General features: G+C 57.5%; 25 protein-coding genes, 1 other RNA gene and 1 riboswitch. Of the genes, 12 read left to right on the forward strand and 14 right to left on the reverse strand.

What is annotated here, in order from left to right; genetic code table 11:
- Positions 1-30: 30 nt before the first annotated feature.
- From Q1M54_RS07735 to Q1M54_RS07745, 3 genes are read left to right on the forward strand one after another with little or no spacing between them, the layout of a single operon-like run.
- Positions 31-1,023, forward strand: coding sequence for a tripartite tricarboxylate transporter substrate-binding protein (locus tag Q1M54_RS07735; protein WP_300556045.1), 993 nt, complete (start codon positions 31-33; stop codon positions 1,021-1,023).
- A 19-nt stretch (positions 1,024-1,042) separates the two neighbouring features.
- On the forward strand, positions 1,043-1,540 hold the full coding sequence (locus Q1M54_RS07740) for a tripartite tricarboxylate transporter TctB family protein (protein WP_300555924.1): 498 nt from the start codon (positions 1,043-1,045) through the stop codon (positions 1,538-1,540).
- Between the two features lie 2 nt (positions 1,541-1,542).
- Positions 1,543-3,033 (forward strand): tripartite tricarboxylate transporter permease, encoded by a 1,491-nt coding sequence (locus tag Q1M54_RS07745; RefSeq protein ID WP_300555926.1) that lies wholly within the window; start codon positions 1,543-1,545, stop codon positions 3,031-3,033.
- Here Q1M54_RS07745 and Q1M54_RS07750 read toward each other — a convergent pair.
- The 5 genes from Q1M54_RS07750 to Q1M54_RS07770 form a co-directional block, all read right to left on the reverse strand.
- On the reverse strand, positions 3,020-4,024 hold the full coding sequence (locus Q1M54_RS07750; RefSeq protein WP_300555928.1) for a 2-dehydropantoate 2-reductase: 1,005 nt from the start codon (positions 4,022-4,024) through the stop codon (positions 3,020-3,022). The genes Q1M54_RS07745 and Q1M54_RS07750 overlap by 14 nt on opposite strands.
- Complete coding sequence (locus tag Q1M54_RS07755) at positions 4,021-4,809, reverse strand: fumarylacetoacetate hydrolase family protein (protein ID WP_366146253.1); 789 nt, start codon at positions 4,807-4,809, stop codon at positions 4,021-4,023. The genes Q1M54_RS07750 and Q1M54_RS07755 overlap by 4 nt, the downstream gene beginning before the upstream one ends.
- An 18-nt stretch (positions 4,810-4,827) precedes the next feature.
- A non-coding RNA gene (ssrS, locus tag Q1M54_RS07760) (6S RNA) lies at positions 4,828-5,007 on the reverse strand.
- Positions 5,008-5,096: 89 nt separating this feature from the next.
- Positions 5,097-5,426, reverse strand: coding sequence for a cell division protein ZapA (locus Q1M54_RS07765; protein WP_300555932.1), 330 nt, complete (start codon positions 5,424-5,426; stop codon positions 5,097-5,099).
- Entirely contained in the window at positions 5,423-5,650 is a 228-nt protein-coding gene (locus Q1M54_RS07770; protein ID WP_300555934.1) for a DUF904 domain-containing protein, read from the reverse strand. The genes Q1M54_RS07765 and Q1M54_RS07770 overlap by 4 nt, the downstream gene beginning before the upstream one ends.
- A gap of 84 nt (positions 5,651-5,734) precedes the next feature.
- A riboswitch (cobalamin riboswitch) is annotated at positions 5,735-5,983 on the forward strand.
- A gap of 172 nt (positions 5,984-6,155) precedes the next feature.
- Here Q1M54_RS07770 and Q1M54_RS07775 point away from each other — a divergent pair.
- From Q1M54_RS07775 to Q1M54_RS07800, 6 genes are read left to right on the forward strand one after another with little or no spacing between them, the layout of a single operon-like run.
- Entirely contained in the window at positions 6,156-7,913 is a 1,758-nt protein-coding gene (locus tag Q1M54_RS07775; protein WP_300555936.1) for a TonB-dependent receptor, read from the forward strand.
- A gap of 7 nt (positions 7,914-7,920) precedes the next feature.
- The gene (locus tag Q1M54_RS07780) at positions 7,921-8,724 is read left to right on the forward strand and encodes an ABC transporter substrate-binding protein (RefSeq protein WP_300555938.1); all 804 of its coding nucleotides are present in this window, start codon (positions 7,921-7,923) and stop codon (positions 8,722-8,724) included.
- Positions 8,717-9,655, forward strand: a complete 939-nt coding sequence (locus tag Q1M54_RS07785) for a helical backbone metal receptor (RefSeq protein ID WP_300555940.1) — start codon at positions 8,717-8,719, stop codon at positions 9,653-9,655. Before Q1M54_RS07780 ends, Q1M54_RS07785 begins: the two co-directional genes overlap by 8 nt.
- Positions 9,652-10,653 (forward strand): iron ABC transporter permease, encoded by a 1,002-nt coding sequence (locus Q1M54_RS07790; protein ID WP_300555942.1) that lies wholly within the window; start codon positions 9,652-9,654, stop codon positions 10,651-10,653. Before Q1M54_RS07785 ends, Q1M54_RS07790 begins: the two co-directional genes overlap by 4 nt.
- Positions 10,650-11,417 (forward strand): ABC transporter ATP-binding protein, encoded by a 768-nt coding sequence (locus Q1M54_RS07795; RefSeq protein ID WP_300555944.1) that lies wholly within the window; start codon positions 10,650-10,652, stop codon positions 11,415-11,417. The genes Q1M54_RS07790 and Q1M54_RS07795 overlap by 4 nt, the downstream gene beginning before the upstream one ends.
- Before the next feature lie 38 nt (positions 11,418-11,455).
- A complete protein-coding gene (locus Q1M54_RS07800) occupies positions 11,456-11,698 on the forward strand; it encodes a glutaredoxin domain-containing protein (RefSeq protein WP_300555946.1) in 243 nt (80 codons plus the stop codon).
- Here Q1M54_RS07800 and Q1M54_RS07805 read toward each other — a convergent pair.
- From Q1M54_RS07805 to nth, 5 genes are all read right to left on the reverse strand, one after another.
- A complete protein-coding gene (locus Q1M54_RS07805) occupies positions 11,634-12,224 on the reverse strand; it encodes a DUF2894 domain-containing protein (protein WP_300555948.1) in 591 nt (196 codons plus the stop codon). The genes Q1M54_RS07800 and Q1M54_RS07805 overlap by 65 nt on opposite strands.
- Positions 12,221-12,868 carry an OmpA family protein gene (locus tag Q1M54_RS07810; RefSeq protein WP_300555950.1) on the reverse strand — a complete coding sequence of 216 codons (648 nt, stop codon included), beginning with the start codon at positions 12,866-12,868 and terminating at the stop codon, positions 12,221-12,223. The genes Q1M54_RS07805 and Q1M54_RS07810 overlap by 4 nt, the downstream gene beginning before the upstream one ends.
- Complete coding sequence (locus Q1M54_RS07815; protein ID WP_300555952.1) at positions 12,868-14,907, reverse strand: hypothetical protein; 2,040 nt, start codon at positions 14,905-14,907, stop codon at positions 12,868-12,870. Before Q1M54_RS07815 ends, Q1M54_RS07810 begins: the two co-directional genes overlap by 1 nt.
- The gene (locus Q1M54_RS07820) at positions 14,904-15,689 is read right to left on the reverse strand and encodes a DUF3348 family protein (RefSeq protein ID WP_300555954.1); all 786 of its coding nucleotides are present in this window, start codon (positions 15,687-15,689) and stop codon (positions 14,904-14,906) included. Before Q1M54_RS07820 ends, Q1M54_RS07815 begins: the two co-directional genes overlap by 4 nt.
- 147 nt (positions 15,690-15,836) lie before the next feature.
- Entirely contained in the window at positions 15,837-16,469 is a 633-nt protein-coding gene (nth, locus tag Q1M54_RS07825) for an endonuclease III (RefSeq protein WP_300555956.1), read from the reverse strand.
- Positions 16,470-16,535: 66 nt separating this feature from the next.
- Between nth and Q1M54_RS07830 the strand changes: the two genes are divergently transcribed.
- Genes Q1M54_RS07830 through Q1M54_RS07840 form a run of 3 tightly spaced genes read left to right on the forward strand, consistent with a single transcriptional unit; the run spans position 16,536 to position 18,759 of the window.
- Positions 16,536-17,732, forward strand: coding sequence for a PLP-dependent aminotransferase family protein (locus Q1M54_RS07830; protein WP_300555958.1), 1,197 nt, complete (start codon positions 16,536-16,538; stop codon positions 17,730-17,732).
- A 3-nt stretch (positions 17,733-17,735) separates the two neighbouring features.
- The gene (locus Q1M54_RS07835) at positions 17,736-18,539 is read left to right on the forward strand and encodes an alpha/beta hydrolase (protein WP_300555960.1); all 804 of its coding nucleotides are present in this window, start codon (positions 17,736-17,738) and stop codon (positions 18,537-18,539) included.
- A gap of 10 nt (positions 18,540-18,549) precedes the next feature.
- Positions 18,550-18,759, forward strand: coding sequence for a DUF3820 family protein (locus Q1M54_RS07840; RefSeq protein ID WP_300555962.1), 210 nt, complete (start codon positions 18,550-18,552; stop codon positions 18,757-18,759).
- A 12-nt stretch (positions 18,760-18,771) separates the two neighbouring features.
- On the opposite strand, the gene serB is transcribed toward Q1M54_RS07840, so the two are convergent.
- From serB to mfd, 4 genes are all read right to left on the reverse strand, one after another.
- Positions 18,772-19,494 carry a phosphoserine phosphatase SerB gene (serB, locus tag Q1M54_RS07845; protein WP_300555964.1) on the reverse strand — a complete coding sequence of 241 codons (723 nt, stop codon included), beginning with the start codon at positions 19,492-19,494 and terminating at the stop codon, positions 18,772-18,774.
- Positions 19,495-19,527: 33 nt separating this feature from the next.
- Entirely contained in the window at positions 19,528-19,941 is a 414-nt protein-coding gene (locus tag Q1M54_RS07850) for a PIN domain-containing protein (protein ID WP_300555966.1), read from the reverse strand.
- On the reverse strand, positions 19,938-20,285 hold the full coding sequence (locus tag Q1M54_RS07855; RefSeq protein ID WP_300555968.1) for a virulence-associated protein VapB: 348 nt from the start codon (positions 20,283-20,285) through the stop codon (positions 19,938-19,940). The genes Q1M54_RS07850 and Q1M54_RS07855 overlap by 4 nt, the downstream gene beginning before the upstream one ends.
- Before the next feature lie 68 nt (positions 20,286-20,353).
- Entirely contained in the window at positions 20,354-23,860 is a 3,507-nt protein-coding gene (gene mfd / locus Q1M54_RS07860; protein ID WP_300555970.1) for a transcription-repair coupling factor, read from the reverse strand.
- Positions 23,861-24,015: the final 155 nt, after the last annotated feature.

Genomic DNA, 24,015 nt, shown 5'->3' on the forward strand with positions numbered 1-24,015 from the left:
AAGGAGTTTACTGTGAAAAATCGTCTCTGGATGTTCATCAACACAGCTGCCTTGGCGGTCAGCTGCTTGTTCAGTTTCAACGCTCAAGCCCAATCTAATTGGGAACCCACTAAAAATGTCGAGTTCATCGTGCCAGCAGGCACGGGCGGCGGCGCTGATCAAATGGCGCGGTTTCTTCAAGGGGTGATTACCAAGCACAAACTCATGGCCCAACCCTTGGTGGTGGTCAACAAATCGGGGGGTGCGGGAGCAGAAGGCTTTTTGGATGCCAAAGGGGCTCGACCAGATGGTCACAAAATCATCATCACACTGTCTAATTTATTCACGACCCCCTTGGCAACGGGTGTTCCCTTCAATTGGAAAGATCTGACCCCTGTGGCCATGCTGGCATTGGACGAGTTTGTGCTTTGGGTCAATGCCGAGTCACCCTATAAATCGGCGGGCGACTTGACCAAGGCCATCAAGCAAGCTGAACCTGGCAAATTCAAAATGGGCGGAACGGGTTCCAAACAAGAAGACCAGATCATCACGGTGGCCATTGAAAAAGCCACCAACAAAAAAATGATCTACATCCCTTTTAAAGGCGGTGGTGATGTAGCGGTTCAATTGGTAGGAAAGCACGTGGATGTCACGGTGAACAACCCCATTGAAGCGGTGGCCCACTGGAAGGGCGGCTCTTTGAGGGCATTGTGTGTGTTTGATTCTCAGGTCATGCCTTATCCCAAAAAAATCACCCCTACACAGTCTTGGAAAGACATTCCCACCTGCAAATCGCAAGGTCTTGATGTCGAGTATTTGATGTTACGTGGCATTTTCATGCCGCCCAAGGCCACGCCAGCACAAGTGGCTTATTTCACCGATGTTTTACAAAAAGTACGCCAACTTCCTGAGTGGAAAGAATTCATGGAGACCGGCGCTTTCAAAGACACCTTCATGAAGGGTCAAGAGTTTCAAGATTGGTTGCTGAAAGCAGAGGTGGAGCATTACCGCCTCATGCGTGAAGCGGGTTTCCTCGCCAAATAAAAACTCTGAGGACCTTGTCATGAAAACAAACACACACCTGCAAATGCGGTGGATGGAGTTGTTGGTGGCTGCATGCTTTGTAGGCGTGAGCTTGTTGGTCATAACCGACAGTATTCGCGTAGGCAAGGCATGGGGCAGCGATGGCCCAGAACCTGGTTATTTCCCTTTTTACATTGGTTGCCTTTTGCTGGGCGGCGCTGCTTGGGTCATTTTGCAAACCTTGCTGAGTTGGAAGAAAGACGATGGCAAAGAAGTATTTGCCGAAAAGCATGAGTTCAACTTGATGTTGCTGATGCTCATCCCGTCTGCGGTCTTCACGGCCGCCATCTTTGTTTTGGGAATTTATTTGGCCTCAATGACTTTCGTCGCAGCCTTTATGGTCTGGCAGGGCAAATACAGTTACTACAAATCAATAGCAGTCGGCTTGGGTATCAGCGCAGCTTTGTTTGCCTTGTTTGAGGTTTGGTTCAATTTACCGTTGCCAAAAGGCTTCATTGAAACTTGGTTGGGCCATTGATCATGGATGAACTCAACAACCTGTTTCATGGCTTTGCAGTTGCGCTGACACTGCCTAACATTGGCTTCATGCTGATAGGCATTTTTCTGGGCGTGTTGATTGGTGTATTGCCAGGTTTGGGCGGTGCCAATGGTGTGGCCATTTTGCTGCCTCTGACCTTTGGCATGTCACCCACGTCCGCCATCATCATGCTGTCTTGCATTTACTGGGGTGCCTTGTTTGGAGGCGCCATCACTTCCATCCTGTTCAACATTCCAGGTGAGCCTTGGTCGGTGGCGACCACCTTCGATGGTTACCCCTTGGCGCAAAAGGGCAAGGCCGCGCAAGCCTTGACCGCGGCCTTCACATCGTCATTTGTGGGGGCCTTGGTAGCCGTTCTCATGGTGACATTTTTGGCGCCCTTGGTGGCCAAGTTTGCACTTAACTTTGGACCGCCTGAATTCTTTGCAGTTCAGTTGCTTACTTTTGCAAGCTTCATTGGGATGAGCAAAGAGCCCCCCGTCAAAACCATGTTGGCCATGATGTTGGGTTTTGCTCTGGCCGCTGTGGGCTTGGACAGCGTGACCGGCACATTGCGCATGACCTATGGCCAAGAAAGTTTGCTCAAAGGCTTTGACTTTTTGATCGCGGTAATTGGCCTCTTTGGTATCGGGGAAATTTTGCTCACCATGGAAGAGGGTCTTGCCTTCAAAGGACAAAAGGGTCGCATCACCCTCAGAGATGTCCTCGACACTTGGAAGGAACTGCCCAAGTATTGGGCTACATCCTTGCGCGCTTGTTTGATCGGGTGCTGGATGGGCGTGACACCAGGGGGCGCAACACCTGCTTCTTTCATGAGTTACGGCACAGCCAAACGAATTTCAAAGCATCCTGAAAATTTTGGCAAAGGTGCCATTGAAGGTGTGATCGCACCCGAAACTGCCGCCCATGCGGCAGGGACGAGCGCTTTGTTGCCCATGCTCACGCTCGGAATTCCTGGCTCACCCACAGCGGCTGTTTTGTTGGGCGGCCTGCTGATATGGGGTCTGCAACCCGGCCCCTTGTTGTTCACCGAGCAAAAAGATTTTGTCTGGGGGCTGATTGCCTCGATGTATTTGGGCAACATTGTGGGCTTGATTGTGGTCTTGACCACTGTCCCTTGGTGGGCGGCTATTTTGAGAATTCCGTTCTCCATCATTGCGCCAGTGATTGTGGTGATCTGTGCCGTGGGTGCCTACACAGTCCACAACAGCATGCTGGATGTTGTCTTGATGCTGATCTTTGGCTTGATGGGCTACGCCTTCAAAAAGCTCAAATACCCTCTGGCCCCCTTGGTGTTGGCTTTGGTGCTGGGGGACATGGCCGAAACCAGCTTTAGACAGTCCATGCTGATTTCTAAGGGTAGCTTGGAAATTTTTGTGAGCACGCCATTGGCTGGCTCTATCACTGGATTGGCCATCTTCATGCTGTTGTGGCCAGTGTGGGGGGTCTTCAAGAAGCTCAGTCGAGGCTAAGGCCTTTGCCACTTTTCAACACACTCTGCTCGAGCAAGCGCGTCATGGCGTAAACCGAGTCGAGTGTGGGCGTGGGCATGTTGCAGATTTTGCCCAGCTCAATCACGCTGCCTAATAGCGCCTCTAATTCCAAAGCTTTGCCATGCTCAATGTCTTGCAGCATGGAGGTTTTGTGCGCGCCAACGGCTTGGGCGCCCGCAATCCGTTTGTCGATGCTGATCTTGAATTGAACGCCCAGTTTTTCTCCCACGGTTTGGGCTTCCGCCATCATGCGGGCTGCCAAATTGCGGGTGAGATCAAAAGTGCAAATGTCTTCGAGTGTGGCGTGCGTTAAGGCAGACACGGGGTTGAAAGTGAGGTTGCCCCAAAGTTTTACCCACAACTCGCTGCGAATGTCCGTGGACACAGGCGTCTTGAATCCAGCGGCAATCATGGCCTGCGCCAATTGGGTCACACGTTGTGACTTTTCGCCACTGGGCTCACCCAAGGTAAAGCGGTTGCCCTCAATGAGTTTCACAACACCAGGCGCAACCAACTCGGCCGCGGGGTAAACCACCGCACCAATCACACGTTGTGGGCCAATGTGCTGCCATTGGGCGCCACCAGGATCGATGGAGCTCAATTGACGATCTTGATACTCGCCCACCAAGTTGTAAAAGTACCACCAAGGCACGCCATTTTGCAGGGTGACCACGGCAGTATTGTCGTGGCACAGGCGTCCAATTTGTTCGGCAACTGGGCTGACTTGATGCGACTTCATGGTCAAAAACACATAGTCGTGCGGTGTCGCTTCATCAATGGTGCAGGCCTGGACGTGAGGAGCGTGCAGTGATGTGCCGTCTTCTAAAGTGAGCGTCATGCCATTGGCTTGAATGGCTTTGAGATTTTCGCCGCGCGCAATAAAGGTGACGTTGCAACCCGACAAGGCCAACTTCACACCGAGGTAACCCCCAATGGCGCCTGCGCCCACAATGGCAATGTTCAAACTCATGCTGAGGCTTTCATGGTGTTAGAGAGAGTGCCAATGCCTTCAATGCTCACTTCGACAACGGCATCATTTTGCCAAGGCATGGCCCCGATGGATGTGCCGCAAGAAATGATATCGCCGGGCTCCAAAGTCATGCCTCTGGAGAGTTTGGCGACCAATTCTTGAGGAGAGAAAAACATGTCACTCACAGGGTAATTTTGGCGCTCTCTTCCGTTGACTTTAGCGGTCACGATCGCTTGGGTGCAATCCAAGTCGGTTTCAATCCAAGGACCAAAAGGGGTAAATCCATCAAAATTTTTAGCCCGCGTCCATTGTTCAAAACTTGTGTCTGCTTTCAGCAGCTCAATGGCTGTGACGTCGTTCACACAGGTGAAGCCAAAAATAAAGTTCTCAGCTTCATCAAGTGGAATGTCGCGTCCGCGTCTACCGATGACGATGCCCAGCTCCGCTTCGTAAACCACCCGTCCGACATCGTGAGGGGGCCGAATGACGTCTTGAAGGTGGTGCGAATATGAATTGGGCGATTTGAGAAAGTAGAGCGGCTCTGAAGGCGCACTCCAACCATTCTTTTCTGCAGCCGTTTTGAAATTGTTCCAAAGAGCCAAAACTTTGGTGGGATGGCAGGGCGCCAAGATCTCAACCTGCGACACACTCAAGGTCTCGCCCGTGGGTTGCGGACTATTAAAAAGAAGACCTTGATGAACATGAATGGTTTCACCCACCAATTGACCTATGCCCATGTGGCCTTGGTGTGAATAGCGCAGCCACCTCATGCTGTTCTTCCTCATTGAATTCAAATCGCGTGAAAGGTGTCTGCAAGTGCCACCGGACCGGCATCCTGAACCGGGGTTCAGGTGGGCAAGGGCAGACTGGCGTTGGGTTCATCTGACGCGAGATGATCACGCTCACCAGCCGATGTTCCAAGCCCGGGCTCTAAGAGCATTGGTTCAAGGAAATATAAAGCCCGGCGTGCACTGCAGACAATTTGGATTGTAGGTCTTTAGCGGGGCGTCTGCAGCCCCATGATGAAAAGAGCCGCACAGAACGCAAAGCGCAAAGGCGCATGGCGCCGCCATCAAAGCAGCTGGCCATCCTTTTCGATGACCTGGTCCAAGCGCTTGAGCAATTGATTCAAACGCTCTTGGGAGTCGGCAGGCAGATCGGTGCTGCTGGTCGGTGTGGTGCTGGCTTCTACTGAGGGCGTGCCCACTTGCTCAAATGCCAAATTCAAAGCCGCCAAGACAGCAATGCGGTCACGTGCCTTGATCTTGCCAGCATCGCGGATTTTGCACATCGCCTCATCGACTTTGCGCACCGCGGTCAGCAGGCTTTCTTCACCGCCCACAGGGCAACCCAAGATGTAGCTTTGGCCCATGATCTGGACATCGATCTGTTTGTTGCTCATGCGGAGGCCTCAGGCGACGTGGGGGCAGAAGATGGCAGGCGCTCGATCAGGGCATCGACCCGAGCCCGAGCTGCAGCCAAACGCGACTTGAGTTGATCCCTTTCGGTCGTCAGGGACTGCACTTGTTGTGTCAGTAACGCGTTGGTTCTCTGAAGCTCTTCGTGACGCAGCAACAGGTGATCCACACGTTCGGCAATTTGATCGATGGTGTTGGAGTGGGCCATGGCAAACTGGAAAAAGAAGTTGCCTATTGTAGAACGTGCGCCTCAGGCTTCAATGATTTTGTAGGGTTGCTGACAGCTTTGCACCTAGAATGGTGGCTTGTTGGTGCTCGCGGAACTGGTTCACAGTCCGCAGTTCAACGGGAAGCAGGAGGGCCAGGCCAACACGGCCTACCTAACCTGCGCTGCCCCCGCAACGGTAAGTAGACGGGTTTTCAGTCCAACGAAAACCCAGCTTTCATCTCAAACCACTGATGGCTCTGAAACAGGCCGTTGGGAAGGTGATGAAGGTTGCATCTACCAGCCCGGATACCGGCCAACAAGGTGACCTGTCGCAAGACGGGTTGTAAAGCCCATGCACTGTCGGGGAAGGCGGTGAGGGCGTTTGACTTGTTGGTTTTAAATGAAAAATCGTTCCATTCGTGCGCGTTCAGTTGTGCCCGTTATTTCATCCTTGGTTGTTTTTTGTTCGCCACTGCTTGCACAAACAAATAAACCAGAGATCGTGGTGACTGCCAGTCGCACAGAGCAAATATTGACCGATGTCTTGCCTCACACCACTGTCTTGGGTCGTGATGCGATTGAGCAATCCCAAGTCATGGATTTGCCCAGCTTGCTGTCCAGAGAGGCCGGATTTCAGTTCACCCAAACCGGTGGTCGCGGTGGGCAAGCAACTTCCTTTTTAAGGGGTGCAGCTTCGCTTCAAGTTTTGGTGTTGGTGGATGGGGTGCCGATGACGAAGCAGGATACGACGGGTGCTGTCAGCCTCGAACACATCATGCTCGACCAGGTAGACCGAATTGAAATTGTGCGAGGTAATGTGTCTGCCATCCACGGTAGCGGTGCGGTTGGCGGTGTGATCCAAGTTTTCACCCGCCAAGGCGCGGGTGAACCCACGGTTTTTGCCACTGTGGAGCAAGGCTCGTTGGGAACCAGCAGAAGGCAAATGGGAACTCAGGGTTCAGTCGGTCAATTCGGATACTCCGTGTCTGTGAGCCACCTCGATACCCGCGGTATCAATGCCGCCAATATCCCTCAAACCGTCAATGCCAATCCCGATCTGGATGGCTATACCAACGAAAATCGCACCTTGGCTTTGTCTTACAAACTCAATACCGACCATCAGTTGGGGCTGCGTTCAACACAATTCAATGGACGTTTTGACTATGATGTGCCGAGCAGCTTTTCTTCCCCTCAAGACGTTCACAAAGGGGGGGCCAAAATCGACAGCAACTCTTTTTTTTGGTCTGGACGTTTGAACCCCATCTGGTCTGCTCGTCTGAGCTATTCCGATGCCAAGGAGCGCAACACCACACAAACGCTGGGTTCGTTTCCTTTCGCGACTGAGGCTGAAACACGCAGCCAGATCACATCCTGGAGCAACAAATTTGATCTGGATTCCTGGGTGTTGTCATGGGGGGCAGATCACCAGTCGCAAGGCATTGAAATGTCCACAGATGGTGTTTCAGGTTTGTCTCGACAGCGGTCGGCGTCTGCGGTTTATGGTGGTGCTGTTTTCAACCGGAATGCGCACGGTCTGCAACTCAATGCCCGTCGTGATCATGTGCAGGGCATGTCGCACAAAGATTCGGTGTACTTTGGCTACGGCTTCAACTTGAATCGCTATTGGAAACTGATCGCAAGCCATTCGACAGCTTTTAATGTGCCGCCTTTGGGTTATCTTTATGACCCCTACAGTGGAAATTCTAATTTGCGGCCTGAAACGGCGGAAACACAAGAGTTTGGATTGCAGTGGGCATCTGGGCCACACCGCCTGAGGTCCACTTGGTTCGACACGCGAACCAGCGACTTGCTTTTGTACGATTTCAATACATGGCAATTTGGCAACGTCAGTCGTGTGAAGAATCAAGGACTTGAAACCAGTTACAGCGGTCGATTTCACATGACAGACTTGCGAGCAAGTCTGTCTTTGCAAGATCCAATCAACCAAACAACGGGCCTTCAATTGGTGCGGCGCGCCAAGACGCTCGCTTCGGTGTCTGTGTCTCAATCGCTGGGCTTGTGGACGCTGGGAGGCAGTGTCCGCTACACGGGTGCAAGACCTGACGTTGCAGGGATGCCAGAGCTTCCCAGTAATGTGCTTGTAGACCTGACAGCGAGGTATGTGCTGAGCCGTGATTGGACTGCTTTTGGCCGAATTGAGAACTTCACAGATGCCCGCTACCAAACAGCATTTGGCTACAACCAGTTGCCACGTACTTTCACGATAGGTTTGAGCTGGAAGATGAAGCCCGTCAAGCCTTGAGACTGATATGCACGCTTTACTCCCCCAACGCATCGTCTGCCTCACCGAAGAGGCCACCGAGTGGCTTTACCTTCTCGGTGAGGAGGCGCGCATTGTGGGCATCAGCGGCTACACGGTGCGTCCGCGCCGTGCCCGCGCGGAAAAGCCCAAGGTGAGTGCGTTTTTGAGCGCCAAGATCGACAAGATCTTGGCGCTCAAGCCCGATTGTGTTTTTGGTTTTTCGGATTTGCAGGCCGACATTGCTTCCTTGTTGATCAAGGCGGGGGTGCAGGTCACCATCTTCAACCAGCGCAGCGTTGACGAGGTTTTTTCTATGCTCTACCAGGTGGCGGCCATGGTGGGGCAGGCCGATCAGGGCTTGGCGCGTTTGCAGACCATGCGAGCCGAACTGGATGCCATCGCGCATCGGGCCGCAGGCTTCAAGCGCAGGCCAAAGGTGTTTTTTGAAGAGTGGGATGAGCCGCACATCAGTGGCATCCGCTGGGTGTCTGAGCTGATGGGCATCGCCGGAGGCGATGACGTTTTCCCGGAGTTGGCGGTTCAGTCCTTGGGCAAGGACCGGATCATTGCCAACGGCCAAAGCATCATTGACCGCGCGCCCGACATCATCATCGGCTCGTGGTGCGGCAAGAAGTTTCGCCCGGAAAAAGTGGCGGCCAGACCCGGTTGGCAAGATGTGCCGGCGGTTCGCACCGGGCAGATTTTCGAAATCAAATCGGCCGACATTTTGCAGCCCGGTCCAGCGTCTCTCACGGATGGCGTGGCGCAGATGCACCGCATCTTCAGCCAGTGGGAAGCGCTGCATGGCTGATCTCACGAGAAGCTGGGCTCAATCCGTGGCCTTGGCCTTAGCCTTGGTCGGTGTCGTCTGGGCGTGCGCGCAGCCCGCCCAAGCCGTCACCGTGCTCGACGACCGCGAGCAAAAAGTGCAGATCGACCAAGCTCCGCAGCGCATCGTGAGCTTGTTGCCGTCCCTGACCGAAACGGTGTGCGCCTTGCAGCAGTGTCACAAATTGGTGGGGCTGGACCGTTATTCCAATTGGCCCGAGTCGGTCAAAGCTGTATCGCGTGTAGGGGGCGGCTTGGACCCGAACATCGAGAGCATCGTGGCGCTCAAGCCCGATCTGGTCTTGGCCGCTGGCTCCACCCGAGGTGCAGATCGCTTGCAGGCGCTGGGTCTGAAGGTGCTTCGCCTTGAACCTCGCAACCACGCTGATGCTGAGCGCGTGTGGCGCACAGTTGCCCAGGTTTTGCATGTGCCTGCTGCTGAAAGCGATCGAATTTGGCAAGGCATTCAACACGGCGTGCAGTCGGCGGTGCAATCGCTCAGCCCAGCCGCACGGCAGCAGCGTGTTTATTTTGAGGTCAGCCCCGCGCCCTATGGCGCGAGTGAGTCGTCTTTCATCGGCGAGACGCTCACGCGCATGGGCGTGGGCAACATCCTTCCTGCCAGCATGGGACCGTTTCCACAGGTCAACCCCGAATGGGTGGTGCAGGCCCGGCCTGATGTGATCATGGCTGGCGACAGCAGCCGAGCCAGCATGCTGCAGCGCCCGGGCTGGAGCCGCTTACGTGCCATGCAAGGCCAGCGTTTGTGTGTTTTCAAGCCAGAAGAATCCGACATGTTGGTGCGTGCCGGACCGCGCATGGCCGAGGGCGCTCGGCTCATGGCCGTCTGCTTGAACCGCGCTGCAGCCCAGGCTGACGCAGTTGTAGGCCCCAACAGCGGGGTGTTGCGGTGAACACCACACGCGCACCGATTTTGGCTTGGGGGCTTTTGGCTCTGGGTTTGGCTGTGGTTTTGCTGGGCACGGCCGCGGGCAGTCAAGGCTGGCAGGCTTGGTGGATGGCCCCTGCCGATCCGGTGGCGCATCAAATCGTTTGGGACATTCGCCTGCCGCGCAGCTTAGGCGCATGGTTGGGTGGCGCCTTGTTGGGCTTGGCTGGGGCTGTGGCGCAAGGCTTGTTTCGCAACCCGCTGGCCGATCCGTATTTGCTGGGCAGTGCCTCGGGCGCCTCTTTGGGCGTGGGCGTTTATTTGAGTTTGTTTGGCGGCAGCGCTTGGACCATGAGCGCGTGGCTCGGCTTGGGTCTGACGGGCGCTGCTTTTGTGGGCGCGGTGCTGGCGGTGGTGCTCACGCTGGTTTTGGCGCGCGGTGTGCAACAAACCTTGCGCCTGTTGTTGGCGGGCGTGGTGGTGGGCGTGGTGCTGGGGGCGGTGACGTCATTGATCTCGCTGCTGCAGCCGCAGGTGTTGCAGGCCATGCAGGGCTTCATGCTGGGCTCGACCGCTTTTGTGAGCTGGACGGCTTGCGTCACCATGGCAGCGGTTTTAGGCCTGTGCTTGGTTCTGGCCTGGGTCTTTGCCCGCGTGTTGGATGCGCTGAGCTTGGGCGAAGCCACGGCGCAAAGCTTGGGTGTGCCTTTGTCACAGGCCCGGATGGTGCTGGTGGGCGTGATTTCTTTGGCCACTGGTGCGGCTGTGGCACACATCGGTTTGGTGGCGTTTGTCGGTTTGGCGGCCCCGCATTTGGTGCGCTCGCTGGTGCGCTGCACGCACGCTTGGCAGATGCTGTTGTCGGCGCTCGTGGGCGGCGCTTTGTTGGTGCTGGCCGATGTGACAGCCCGGGTGCTTTTTGCGCCGCAAGAGTTGCCTGTCGGGGTGCTCACTGCGGTGTTGGGTGGGGGTTATTTGTTGTGGCGTGTTTACCGCGATGCTGACACCGGAGTGCGCACATGAGTGCAGCTTTGGAAGTCCGTGACTTGAGCCTCACCTTAGGGGCGCGGCTGGTGCTCAAGAACTTGGACCTGCAAATTAAGGCAGGCCGCTGGACCTGCGTGGTCGGCCCCAATGGCGCGGGCAAATCGAGCCTGCTCAAAGCCTTGGCGGGCTTGTTGCCGTTCAGCGGGCATGTGCTTTGGCAGGGTCAGCCGCTGTCTGCTCTCAACCGCCAACAGAGGGCCTTGCAACTGTCATGGTTGGGGCAGGGCGAAGCCAGTACCCTGGATTTGCGAGTTTGGGATGTGGCCATGCTGGGCCGATTGCCGCACCAAGGCTGGCTGGGGGCATCTTCCCCAACCGATGCGCAGATGGTCGAAGCCGCCCTCAAAGCCACCCAGGCTTGGGACTGGCGCGAGCGCACCTTGGGCGAGCTGTCGGGCGGCGAGAGACAGCGGGTCTTGCTGGCCCGCGCCATGGCGGGCAACGCACCCACCATACTGATGGACGAACCCCTGGCCAACCTGGACCCGCCGCACCAGGTGGACTGGCTGGAACAGGTGCATTGTTTGTTGGCTCAGGGCACCACGGTGGTGAGTGTGCTGCACGAGATTGGCATGGCCCTGCACGCCGACGACATCGTGGTCATGAGCGGTGGCGAGGTGGTGCACCACGGCGCAGGCCAAGATGCCGCCACCCATGCGGCCATCGAATCGGTGTTCGAGCACCGCATACGCATCCATGCGCTGGACGGTCAGTGGGTGGTTCTGCCGCGCAAGGCCTGAACGGCCCCTGTTGACCAACTTTCGCTAGAATTTCAGGCATGGAACTCAAAATCGTCGTCTACTCCAAGTCCGCATGCCCCCAATGCGATTCCGCCAAGATGGTGCTCAAAACCAAGTCATTGGCTTTCGAGGAAATCAAGATCGACGGCGAAGCCGAACGCATGGCTTTCTTTGAAAAATGCGGTCCTTCAGTTCGCCAAATGCCCCAAATCTTCATCAACGACCAGCGCGTGGGCGGTTTGGCGGGTTTGCAAGCCGCCTTGGTTCAACTCGGGCTTTGAATGTGGTGTTGGGTGCGTCCAAACACAGCAGTGTGTCCAGATACACCATGAACCTGCCCAAGTAGTCCGGCGATGCCTCGCGCATCAGGCCCAGTGAGCGCAGCACCAGCATGTGTGAGTTGATGGGCCCCGCATTTTGCGGAGCTTGGGCCATGGCTTGCGCCACCTGTTTTTGTACACTGATTTGTGCCAACTGCTTGCGAAACGCTTGAATACGGGGGCTTTCAGCGCGCCATGTGTTGGGTTTGATCGTCAGTGTTTCAACGTTTGCACGCGTCATCTCTTGCAGCAGCTGCGCCAAAGGCGAGGGCGAAGCTGCAGTGGGTTCTGCTGCAGGCAGGACGCTCAACTGGGCGGCTTCAAAGCGCGCGTTCAACTCGCTCAAGGACCTTTCGAGTTTGGCCAGCAGCAAATCGCGCGTGATGCCGGTGGCCTCGCTGGCGCGTTGCGACAACAGTTCGGTGTAATGCCAGCCCACCGGGTCAAAGGCAGCGAGCGCAGGCCGTGGCGATGTGGCGTTGGTCATTGAGGCGCTGTCACCGCTTGCGCGGCCTTGGCCGCCTTGGGGACCGGTGCCATCTCGACCCGTCGGTTTTGGGCCCGAGCCTGGTCGTTGGTGTTGGCCACCAAGGGTTGCTCTTGGCCAAAAGCCGCTGCAAACAGGGCCGAAGACGGCATGCCTTCTTCGATCAACGTGCGCGTCACCGTCAAAGCACGTTGCGCCGACAACTCCCAGTTGTCCTCAAATTTGCGGTTGCGTTGGCCAATGGCTTGGTCGTCGGTGAAACCACTGACCATCAAGATCTCATCGCGTGACTGCAGGTAACTGCGCAGCGGCACCAAACTTTTCAGCAGCTGGCGGCCTTCGGGCTCCAGCTTGTCTGAGTTGAGCTCGAACAACAGTTTGCCACTGATGCCGATGCGCCCGTTGTTCAAAGTGATGCGCCCGCTGGCCAAAGGAATGGCCAGCGCCTGCTCCAGCGACATTCGCTTTTGTTCTTCCACTTGGCGTTTTTGCACCTCGTCTTCCAATTTGGAGGCCATGTCCAGCTGTGCAGCCATCACGCCGACCAGCAACAAAACAAAGGCGCCCAGCAAACCTGTCATCAGGTCTGCAAACGACATCCAGGTGGGTGACGTTGAATCGACGTCGGCGTCGTTCTCCAGCATCAGACGGCCCCTTGCGTGGCCAAGTCGGTGCGCCTCTGAAGCGCTTCGAGCACATCCTTTTGGCTGCCAATGCTCAAGTCCACAATTTCCCGGGCCTGCGCAACGTAGTAAGCCAGTTGTTCGTCGCTGCGCGTCATCGATTTGTTCATCGCCGCTTCGATGCGCTGCAAGTGGGCCATGAGTTTGTCGTTGGTCTCGCTGAACGAGCGCACTGCGAAGCCAAAGGTTTCACCCAGGCTCGCCACATCCACCGCACTGGCCGTGACTTGCGCGGCAATGCTGCCCAGCTTGTCGGTCTCGGCAGTCACATGGTCTTGGAACTTGTCGCTGGCTTTGTCCAGTGTGGCCTGGCTTGTGGTCACCAGCGCGTCGATCACACCGCGCTGCTCGGTGGAGGCATGGTTGATCGCATGCAGCAAGGTGCTGAGCGTGGCCAGAATGCGGGTGCGCTCGTCCAGCAGCGCGTTGTCGCGTGCCACGCTGACCGAGATTTCCTGGCGCAACTGGCCAATGACTTCAGCAGCGGCTTTCGGTGCTTGTGATGCGGTTTCGATCAAACGAGCGATGGGGTCTTCCAGCGCTGTGCCCAGTGTGGTCAGGTGGGCGGTCACCGCACTTTGCAGCTCGGTCAGACGAGCCACAGCGGTCTGACCGCGTGCGTCTTCTGCGTCCCTCAGGGCCGACAGCTCTTGGCGCAGCACGGCGGCCAGTTCTTCGGCACGTTGCTGGTGTCCTGCAGTCCATTGCGCCTCTGTGGCGATGCGTTCACGCATCAGCGCTTCGCTGCTGGCCATCAGGCGTGTGATTTCTGCCAAGGTCTGGGTGGCCTGGTTCTGGGTGTGCGTGGTGATGTCCTGCGCTGTTTGGCTCAGGGTGTCGCAAATGGTTTGCTGTTGCGCCAAGGTCTGCGCACCTGAGGCTTGCCACTGGGTGCTGAGCGATGACGCCATCTGAGACAGTGCCGCTTGCCACGCCTGCAGGCGCTCTTGGTCGGCGCTGTGGCGTTGTGCGCTTTGCTCGGTTTGGGCGGTGCCGATGTGTTCGACCATCGCTTTGGCCGTAACGGTGAGTTGGGTGTTGATCTCGCTCAGTTGCACCTGAGCAATCTGCTGCAAGCGATCATTCAGGGTTTGGGCCTGATGGGCCAGCTGCGCCATGCTGGCTTGCACCATGGGTTTCAGGCTGTCTGTGGCCAGTTGCAGGCTTTGGCTCAAACTGCTGCGCAGCGATTGGTCCACCGATTGCGCCAGTCCTGTGTAAGCCGTTTGCACTTGCGAGTGGAAGCTTTGCTGGTTGGACAGCAAACGCTCGTTCAGCTGTTCACTGGTGCTGGCCATTTGCGCCATCATCTTTTGCAGTTGTTCAACCACTAGGGGCAGCGCCTGTGCTTGTTGTTGCAAGGCCTTGTAGGTTTCTTGACGCTGGTGCGTGAGTGAGAACCGGTGCAAGCGCGTGGGAATCAAGCTGTCCAGTTGTTGTGATGCCAAAGCGCGTTCTCGGCGGGTCAAGCTGCTCATCAGGCCCAGCATGGCCGAGGTGGCCACACCCGCTACCGATGTACCGAAGGCCAATCCCAAACCTTTGATGGGTTCAGAAAAAGCGGCACGCACACCGGCGATGCTGTTCGAGCCTTCGAGCGCAAATACCGCGCCGTTCAGAGTGACCACCATGCCCAAAAAAGTGCCCAACATGCCCAGCATGACCAAAAGACCGATCAAGTAGGGCGTGAACACAGGACCGGGCAGGCCCACGGGCTCGCCTTCAACCCGCTGACGCACAGAGTTTTGCAAATCAGCGGGCAAGGTGATCAGCCAATCGTTCAAGTGGGCCAAGTCTGGTGGCAGTTGTGCCAAAGCTTGGTTCATGGTCTGCGTGGTGGCCCGATATTGGCGCAACTCTAGCGCGCCAAAGACATACACAGCGCCGATCAACGCCGTCATCACCAGCACCAAAAAATGGCTGCTGGCCACGGCAGCGGCTACCCAAAGCAGCGCCAGCGCGCCCAAACCAAAGGCGATTGAAAAAGAAAAGCGTTTCATGTGTCGGGGGTCTCTGAGGTGAGGGCTTCGAGCAAACCCAGCGTGGGCTGCAATCGGGTGTCCAATTCGGCCAACAATGCGTTTCGCAGGGCTTGGCGGTGGGGTGTCAACCACGACAAAGCCTGTTGGGTCGCACCGTTAGGGCTGTTGGTGTCCAGTTGAGTCTCGTTTTGTTGTTTGAGTTGCAGTTTGAGGGCTTGAACAAAACGTTTTTCCAGCATTTTGCTCACCTTGCCCAGCAGCAAGGCTTCGCGTTCACTGAGGATGCTTTCAAAGGCTGCGTCGAGAGCGGCCAATTGCTGCAAGCGTCCCCCTCGTTTGGTCAGCTGCAGACGCACACTGGCGCGCAGGCTGCGCACACTGTTTTCCATCTGCCGCTGGTGCGCAGCGTGGAAACGCCGGAAAGGGGCGAAAGCGGTTTTGGGGTCGATGGGCTCGTCCAAGTCTGAAGCAGGCATCTGGATGAGGGCCAAGCCAGAGCCTGCTGGCGCTCCTTGGGTGATTGACTCGGCCAATTGCGCCCTGACTTTGTCGACATGGACGGCCAAAGCTGCCGGGCTGATGGACGCTGCACGCTGGAGGTGGGCCGGCAAGGGTTCTGTTCCACCTGGAGCAGCCTGGAAAACGCTTTGCAAGGCGATGGCTTGCCGAAAATTGAGCCAATCGCCCAACTTTTGCCCAACATCTTCCGTTGCTTGGACAGCATCCATCATGGTGTTTTCGGTCAAAAACCGCACCAAGGGGGAGCTGTTGAAATGGGCACGCGGCAAGGGGCGCGTCATGGAAGGGTATTTGAACTTGGAAAAACCGAGCGTCGAGGCTCTTGGGTAGGCAGGCGTCTGCCATCTGGACGAACGCTGCCAATCTGGCAAAAGTGTGATTTTACCCGCCCAACATGCCTGATTTTGACCCTGCCATCGGGTCGAATGTCAGGGTGTTTTGGGCTTGAAATCGCAAAAAGCTGCTACAGAGCACTGCCCGCACAGAGGTTTACGTGCTTGGCACACATAGCGTCCATGCAAGATGAGCCAATGGTGGGCATCTACCAAATACTGGGGCGGTATGCGTTTGAGCAGTTTCAGTTCAACCGCCAATGGGGTTTTTCCCGGGGCCAAGCCCGTGCGGTTGCCCATGCGAAAGATGTGCGTGTCCACCGCCATGGTGGGCTCGCCAAAAGCAGAATTGAGCACCACATTGGCGGTTTTGCGGCCCACACCGGGCAGGGCTTCGAGGGCCTCGCGGCTGCGCGGCACCTGGCCGCCATGTTGTTCCACCAAGATGCGGCAGGTCTCCATCAGGTGTTTGGCTTTGCTGCGGTAAAGGCCAATCGTCTTGATGTAGCCCTCTAGCCCTTCCAGCCCGAGTGCCAGGATTTTTTGCGGTGAGCCAGCCACTGGAAACAGCTTGCGCGTGGCCTTGTTCACGCCCACGTCGGTCGCTTGGGCCGATAGCAGCACGGCGGCCAGCAACTCGAACACGCTGGTGTATTCCAGTTCGGTCACGGGCATGGGGTTGGCAGCTTGCAGCGTGGCAAAGAAGGATTCGATCTGTGCGGGTTTCATGGCGGTAAAAAGTAGGTGTGCAGATGTTGGCAAAATGACGGCCAAGTCAACTCGGGAAGATACACCATGCCTTTGCAATTTGCCGACCGTCTGAACAATGTCGAAACCTCCGCCATACGCGAACTTTTCAAGCTTTTGGGCAAGCCCGGCATCATCAGTTTCGCGGGTGGTTTCCCTGACAGCGCCATGTTTGACGTGGAGGGCATCCGCGAAGCCAGCAACGCCGCCTTGACGCAAGACCCAGGCGCGGCGCTGCAATACGGCGCGACCGAAGGTTTTGGCCCACTGCGTGAGCAACTGGCCCACTTCATGGCCCATAAGGGTGCCGATGGCGTGACTGCAGACCAGCTGATCGTGACCACCGGCAGCCAGCAGGGGTTGGATTTGATCGGCAAAACCATGATCAGCCCCGGCGACAAAGTGATCGTGGAGGGGCCGACCTTTTTGGCCACCATCCAGTGCTTTCGCTTGTATGGGGCCGAGCTCATCAGCGCCCCGGTGGACGGCCATGGCGTCAAAACCGACGAGCTGGAAAAACTGATCGCCGAGCACAAGCCGAAGTTTGTGTATTTGATCCCTACCTTTGGCAACCCGAGCGGTGCCCTGATGACTGCTGAGCGCCGCCGCCAAGTTCTGGAGATGGCCGTTAAGCACCAAACCCTGATTGTCGAAGACGACCCGTATGGCGATCTGTATTTTGGTGAAGCACCACCGTCCAGCCTGCTGGCCTTGTGCAGCACCGTGCCTGGCAGCCGTGAGTTGTTGGTGCATTGCGGCTCTTTGTCAAAAGTGCTGTCGCCCGGCCTGCGTGTGGGCTGGATGGTCGCGCCTCCTGAATTGTTGGCCCGCGCCACCATGTGCAAACAGTTCAGCGACGCGCACACCAGCACTTTTGCCCAGGCCACGGCGGCGCAATACCTGTTGGCCGGCCGCATGCCCGCCACACTGGACAAAGTGCGTGCCGTGTACGCCAAGCGCGCCCAAACCATGGGCGATGCGCTGCGCCGTGAGTTGGGCGATGCGGTGTCTTTTGTGCAGCCCGAAGGTGGTCTGTTTGTTTGGGCGCGCCTCACGGGTGCAGGCGGCAAGGTGAATGATGGCAACGTGTTTGCCAAACGTGCCATCGAACAAGGTGTGGCCTTTGTGCCGGGTACACCGTTCTTCTGTGCGAACCCCGATCACGCCACATTCCGCTTGAGCTTTGCCACCGTAGGCGAAGACAAGATTCTGGAAGGTGTTTCGCGGCTGGCCAAAGCGCTTTGAGCCATGGTTGCTGGAACGGAGCTGTGCATCACCGTCAACGGTACTGACGTTTGGCTGCAAGGGCAGGGTGATGAAGTCATTCTAATGCTGCATGGCTGGCCTGACACCCGAGCCTTGTGGGACGGCACTGTGGCTGCCTTGCAAGACCGCGCCACCTGCGCCCGCCTGACCTTGCCCGGTTTTGAATCCGGCCCTGCAGTCACCCGCTTGGACGATATGAGCCAGCTGTTGCGTCAGATTGTTGAGCGCATCAGCCCCAATAAGCCGGTGACTTTGATGCTGCACGACTGGGGCTGCATGTTCGGTTATGAATTCGCCATGCGCCACCCCGATCGGGTGGCCCGCGTGGTGGCAGTGGACGTGGGCGATCACAATTCGGGTGCTTTGTGGCGCGAATGGGGCTTCAAGGAAAAGCTGTCCGTGGTGGGCTATCAAGTTTGGCTGGCCTTGGCGTGGAAGTGGGGTGGCCGCTTGGGCACCCGCATGACCCGCGCCATGGCTCGGTGGCTGCGCTGTCCCTCCGATGCTGGCCGCATCACCCACAAGATGAACTACCCCTATGCCATGCAATGGTTCGGCACGGCGGGTGGCTTGAAGCATGCGGCGCCAGTCCATTTGCCGATGCCGCTTTTGTTTGTTTATGGGGCGCGCAAACCTTTCATGTTCCATTCGGCCAAATGGTTGGATAGAGTCGCTGCCCAGCTTGGCAGCGCGGTGCAAGGCTTGCCTTGCGGCCATTGGGTGATGATCTCTCGGCCCGAAGCCTTCCATGCCCGGGTGCGCAGCTGGCTGTGGGGCGAGCTTTGAGGGGGCAGGCTTGAAACCCGAAGACCTGGTGAAGCTCGTGACCACCCCTATGCCGTACGGTAAACACAAAGGCATGTTGATCGCCGATTTGCCTGGCAACTACCTCAATTGGTTTGCGCGTGAAGGTTTTCCCCAAGGTGAAATCGGGCAACTGCTGCAGCTGATGCAAGAGATCGACCACAACGGCCTGAGCGATCTGCTCAAACCGCTGCGCCGCTGAGGGGGCGTGACTTCAGGGCTTGACGACTTCCAGCAAGCGGTCGAGCCCACCTTGGTTGATGGCGACCATGGCTTGCTCGCGCACCTTGGGTTTGGCGTGGTAGGCCACCGACAATCCCGCGGCGCCCATCATGGGCAGGTCGTTTGCACCGTCGCCGACAGCGATGCATTGATGCGGCTCGATGCCCATCAACGAGGCCATTTCCAGCACCGTTCTGCGCTTCTCGGCCCCGTCGCAAATGTCGCCCCAGCTTTGCATCACCAAGCCGCCCGTGAGTTCACCGTTCACCACTTCTAGCCGATTGGAACGGGCAAAGTCGATGTTCAGGCGCTCTTTGACGCGGTCGGCAAAGAAGGTGAAACCACCCGAGACCAGCAGCACCTTCATGCCCGCCTTTTGGCAAGCGGCAACCAGCTCGGCTGCGCCGGGGTTGATTTTCAGGCGCTCGGTGTACACGCGCTCCATTTCGGCCAGCGTCACGCCCTTGAGCAGGGCCAAGCGGCGGCGCAGGCTTTCTTTGAAGTCGGTGATCTCGCCGCGCATGGCCGCTTCGGTGATGGCGGCGACTTCGGCCTTGCGGCCCACGGCGTCGGCGATCTCGTCGATGCACTCGATGCTGATGAGCGTGGAGTCCATGTCAAACGCGATCAGCTTGAACTTGGACAGAGGAAGGGGAGCAGTGAAGCCCTGAATGGCAAGGCCGGGTGCGAATTCTGTGAGGGTGGCGGTGGTCATGAGCAGCATCAAAAAATCAAATGGGAAAAGAGATCAGGCCAGCCAATTTTGCAGTTTCAAGCCCGGTACACGGGCAAAGGCGGCATCGCCACTGACCAGCGTGGCGTCGCAGCGCATGGCTTGCGCCGCGATCAGCAAATCGTTGGGCCCCAGAGGGGTGCCACTGGATTCAAGGGCGTTTCGCAATTGGGCATAAACAGGTGCATCGGCTTCGTCCATTGAGATGACCTTCAGCCCCCGCATTTGCAGTTCGTAAGCACGCTCAAGGCGCGGGCTCGGCCGCTTGCGCAAGCCATAAAGCAATTCACATTGAACGACGATGCTGGTGCACAAATCGATGTCGGGTTGTTCGGTCAGAACCTGAATGGCGCGACGTGCTGCTGCACCATCGCCGTCCAGCATCATGTGGCTGATGATGTTGGTGTCCAGAAAATAGGTGGTTGTCATGGGGTGAAGACAATGTCATCGAGCGGCAGCACGCCTTCGTCTACATCTGGGAAGGTGTCTTCGCAAGGCCCGAGTTTTTTGATCTCTTCAAGCGCCATGCGCAGCGCTGCAGCCGATCCGCGCTGAGGCCAAAACGTGACCGGTTCCAAGACCAGCGTATTGCCCACCTTTTTCATCACCACTTCTTGGGCTGCAAACTCAAATTCACGCGGAATGCGCACCGCCTGGTTGGCCCCGTTGCGGAACAGCCGCACATGACGTCCGGCATCGGCAGGCGCATCCGTGCTGGCGGCGGTCAGATAAACGGCAGATTTTTCAGCGGCGGTGAGTGCAGTGACAGACATGGGGCACCTCCATGGAAAGAGGCTATGAGTTTAGCATATGCCGGACATATGTCTTGTGGGTGAGTTTTTCAAACTCCCGCCATCGCCACCTTCGGCGTCCCCAAACTCCTGAGCACATCCCGCACCATCTGCGCCCTGGCCTTGGGGTCAGGCAGTTCGCGTTCGATGCGGATTTTGTCGTTGCCCGCCAGCTTGATGTGTTTGTTTTTCTGGATCAGGCCGATGATGGCCATGGGGTCCACGGGCGGGTTGGGTTTGAAGGTGATCTGGATGACGCCAGGGGCGGCGTCGACCTTGATCACGCCATAGGGCTGGGTCAGCACGCGCAGGCGGTGCACATCCACCAGGGTTTGCGCTTGCGCTGGCAGCTTGCCAAAGCGGTCCACCAATTCTTCGAGCAGGGCATCGATCTGGTCGCTGGTTTTGGCGGTGGCCAGCTTTTTGTAAAACGACAGGCGCAGGTGCACATCGCCGCAATAGTCGTTGGGCAGCAGGGCAGGGGCGTGCAGGTTGATGTCGGTCGTGACGGAAAGAGGGCTGAGCAAATCGGGTTCTTTGCCCGCTTTGAGGCAGCGCACCGCTTCGGACAGCATTTCGTTGTAGAGCTGAAAACCCACTTCGAGCATGTTACCGCTCTGGTTTTCGCCCAGCACTTCACCCGCGCCGCGGATTTCCAGGTCGTGCATGGCCAAATAAAAGCCGCTGCCCAGTTCTTCCATCTGCTGGATGGCATCGAGCCGCTGGGCGGCCTGTTTGGTCAGGCCTTCGATCTCGGGCACCATCAAATAGGCATAGGCTTGGTGGTGCGATCGGCCCACGCGGCCGCGCAGCTGGTGCAACTGGGCCAGGCCGAACTTGTCGGCGCGGCTCATGATGATGGTGTTGGCCGTGGGTACGTCGATGCCGGTCTCGATGATGGTGGAGCACAAGAGGATGTTGTAGCGCTGGGCCACAAAGTCGCGCATGACGCGCTCCAACTCGCGCTCGGGCATCTGGCCGTGGGCCACGGCGATGCGGGCTTCGGGCAGGATTTCTTCGAGCTTTTGCTTGCGGTTCTCGATGGTCTCAACCTCGTTGTGCAAAAAGTAAACCTGGCCGCCGCGCTTGAGTTCGCGCAGCACCGCCTCGCGGATCACGCCCGTGCCTTCGTTGCGCACAAAGGTCTTGATGGCCAGGCGACGTTGCGGCGCGGTGGCGATCACGCTCAGATCGCGCAGGCCCTCTAAAGCCATGCCCATGGTGCGTGGAATGGGGGTGGCGGTCAGTGTGAGCACATCGACCTCGGCCCGCAGGGCTTTCATGGCCTCTTTGTGGCGCACGCCAAAACGGTGTTCCTCGTCGATGATGAGCAGGCCAAGATCGTGGAATTTGGTGGACTCGCTCAGCAGCTTGTGCGTGCCGACCACGATGTCCACCGTGCCATCGGCAATGCCTTTGAGGGCGGCGGTGACTTCTTTGCCCGAGCGAAAGCGCGAAATTTCGGCCACCTTGACCGGCCATTTGGCAAAGCGGTCTTTGAGCGTTTGGTAATGCTGCTCGGCCAAAAGCGTGGTGGGGGCCAAAATGGCCACTTGCTTGCCGCCTGTGACGGCCACAAAGGCTGCACGCAAGGCGACTTCGGTCTTGCCAAAACCGACGTCGCCGCACACCAGCCGGTCCATAGGACGGGGGCTGATCATGTCTTGGATCACGCAGTGGATGGCGGCCTTTTGGTCGGCGGTTTCTTCAAAACCAAAGTCGTTGGCAAAGGTTTCGTAGTCTTGCGGGCTGTACCGGAAAGGATGGCCTTCGCGCGCGGCGCGGCGGGCGTAGATGTTGAGCAATTCGGCAGCGGCGTCGCGCACCTGTTCAGCGGCCTTGCGTTTGGCTTTTTCCCATTGGCCACTGCCCAGCTTGTGCAAGGGCGCTTCGTCGGCGCTCACGCCCGTGTAGCGGCCGATGAGCTGCAATTGGCTGACCGGTACATAAAGCGTGGCGTCGCCTGCGTATTCCAAGTGCAAAAATTCCTGCAGGGCAGGCGAGCCGTCTTCGTTTTTCTGGCCCATGTCCATGTTGACCAGACCCCGGTAGCGGCCAATGCCGTGGGCACTGTGCACCACCGGGTCGCCCACATTCAGCTCGCTCAGGTCTTTGATCAGCGCTTCCACATCGCTGACCTGCTCTTGTTTTTTGCGGCGGCGCGTGGTGGTGCCCGCTGCAAAGAGCTCGGTTTCAGTCACCAAGTCGATGTTGTGCTCGAACCAGTGAAAGCCTTGGTTGAGGGTGGACGTGGCCATGCCGACTTTTTCGTCACTGGCCAAAAATGCTTGCAGGCTCTCAAACACCGGGGGTGCGAGGCCGCTGGAGCGTACGAAGTCAAGCAGGCTTTCTCGGCGGCCGTCACTCTCGGCCAAGATCAGCACACGGCCTGCACTCTTGCGGATGTGCGCTTGCAGGCGGGCCAGCGGGTCATCGGCACCGCGCACCACGGTGAGATCGGGCAGACTTTGCGCAAATGCGTTGTCAGGTACGTCGTCTGTGCTTTGCCCTGCGCTTTGTCGAAGCGCCAGTTGCGCGTGGGTATTGGCCAATGTGTAGAACTGCTCAGCGCTCAAAAACAGCGCTTCGGGCGGCAGCACCGGCCGCTCGGGGTCACCTTGCACAAGGCGGTAGCGGTCTTTGGTGTCTTGCCAAAAGCGCTGAAATGAGGGCTCCAAGTCGCCGTGCAACACCACCGTGGCGGCGTTCGCCTCGCCAGCTCCTAAATAGTTGAAAACGGTGGCGGTTTCTTCAAAAAACAGCGGCAGGTAGTACTCGATGCCTGCGGTGGCCACCCCGTTGCCCATGTCTTTGTAGATGCGGCTTTTGGTTGGGTCGCCCTCCAGCAGTTCGCGCCAGCGACTCCTGAAACGTGCTCGCGCCGCCTCGTCCATCGGAAACTCGCGTCCGGGCAAGAGCCGCACTTCGGGCACGGGGTAGAGGCTGCGTTGGCTGTCAGGATCAAAAGTGCGAATGGAGTCGATCTCGTCGTCGAACAAGTCCACCCGGTAAGGCACCAGCGAGCCCATGGGGAAAAGGTCAATCAATCCACCGCGCACCGCGTATTCACCAGGGCTGACCACTTGGCTGACATGCGAGTAGCCCGCCAAGGTCAATTGCGCCTTGAGTTGGGCTTCATCGAGCTTTTGCTTGACCTTGAATTCAAAGGTGTAGCCGGCCAAAAAGGACGGCGGTGCGAGTCTGTAAAGCGCGGTGGTGGCGGGCACCAGCACCACGTCGGCGCTCTCGGGGTGGTTGCGCTGTTTGATGCGCCACAGCGTGGCCAGTCGCTCCGAGATCAAGTCCTGGTGCGGCGAGAAGGTGTCATACGGCAGGGTTTCCCAGTCGGGAAACATCACGCAGCGCAGATCAGGCGCAAAAAATACCAACTCGTCCATGAGTCGCTGGGCGTCAGCCGCGTCGGCGGTGACGATGGCGGTGATCTTGCCTGCCTTTTTTTCACGCTCAGCCAGTTGGGCCAACAGCACGGCATCGGCCGATCCGGCGGGGCGGGGCAGGGTGAATCGTTTGCCGAAAATCAGGCTGGGCAGTTGCATGGCGGTGTCGAAGAAAAAAGCGAAACACCCCCCGCCAAGAAGGAGGGGGGTGTGGAAATGTCGAATTGAAGGTGATTTTAAAGTCTTTGTCGCATTAAGAATGTCGATGGTCTTCGTTAAGCACAGCCGCCGACCTACAAAACTACAATGTCATC

Source organism: Limnohabitans sp. Rim8, from assembly GCF_943326455.1.
Classification (GTDB): Bacteria; Pseudomonadota; Gammaproteobacteria; order Burkholderiales; family Burkholderiaceae_C; genus Limnohabitans_A.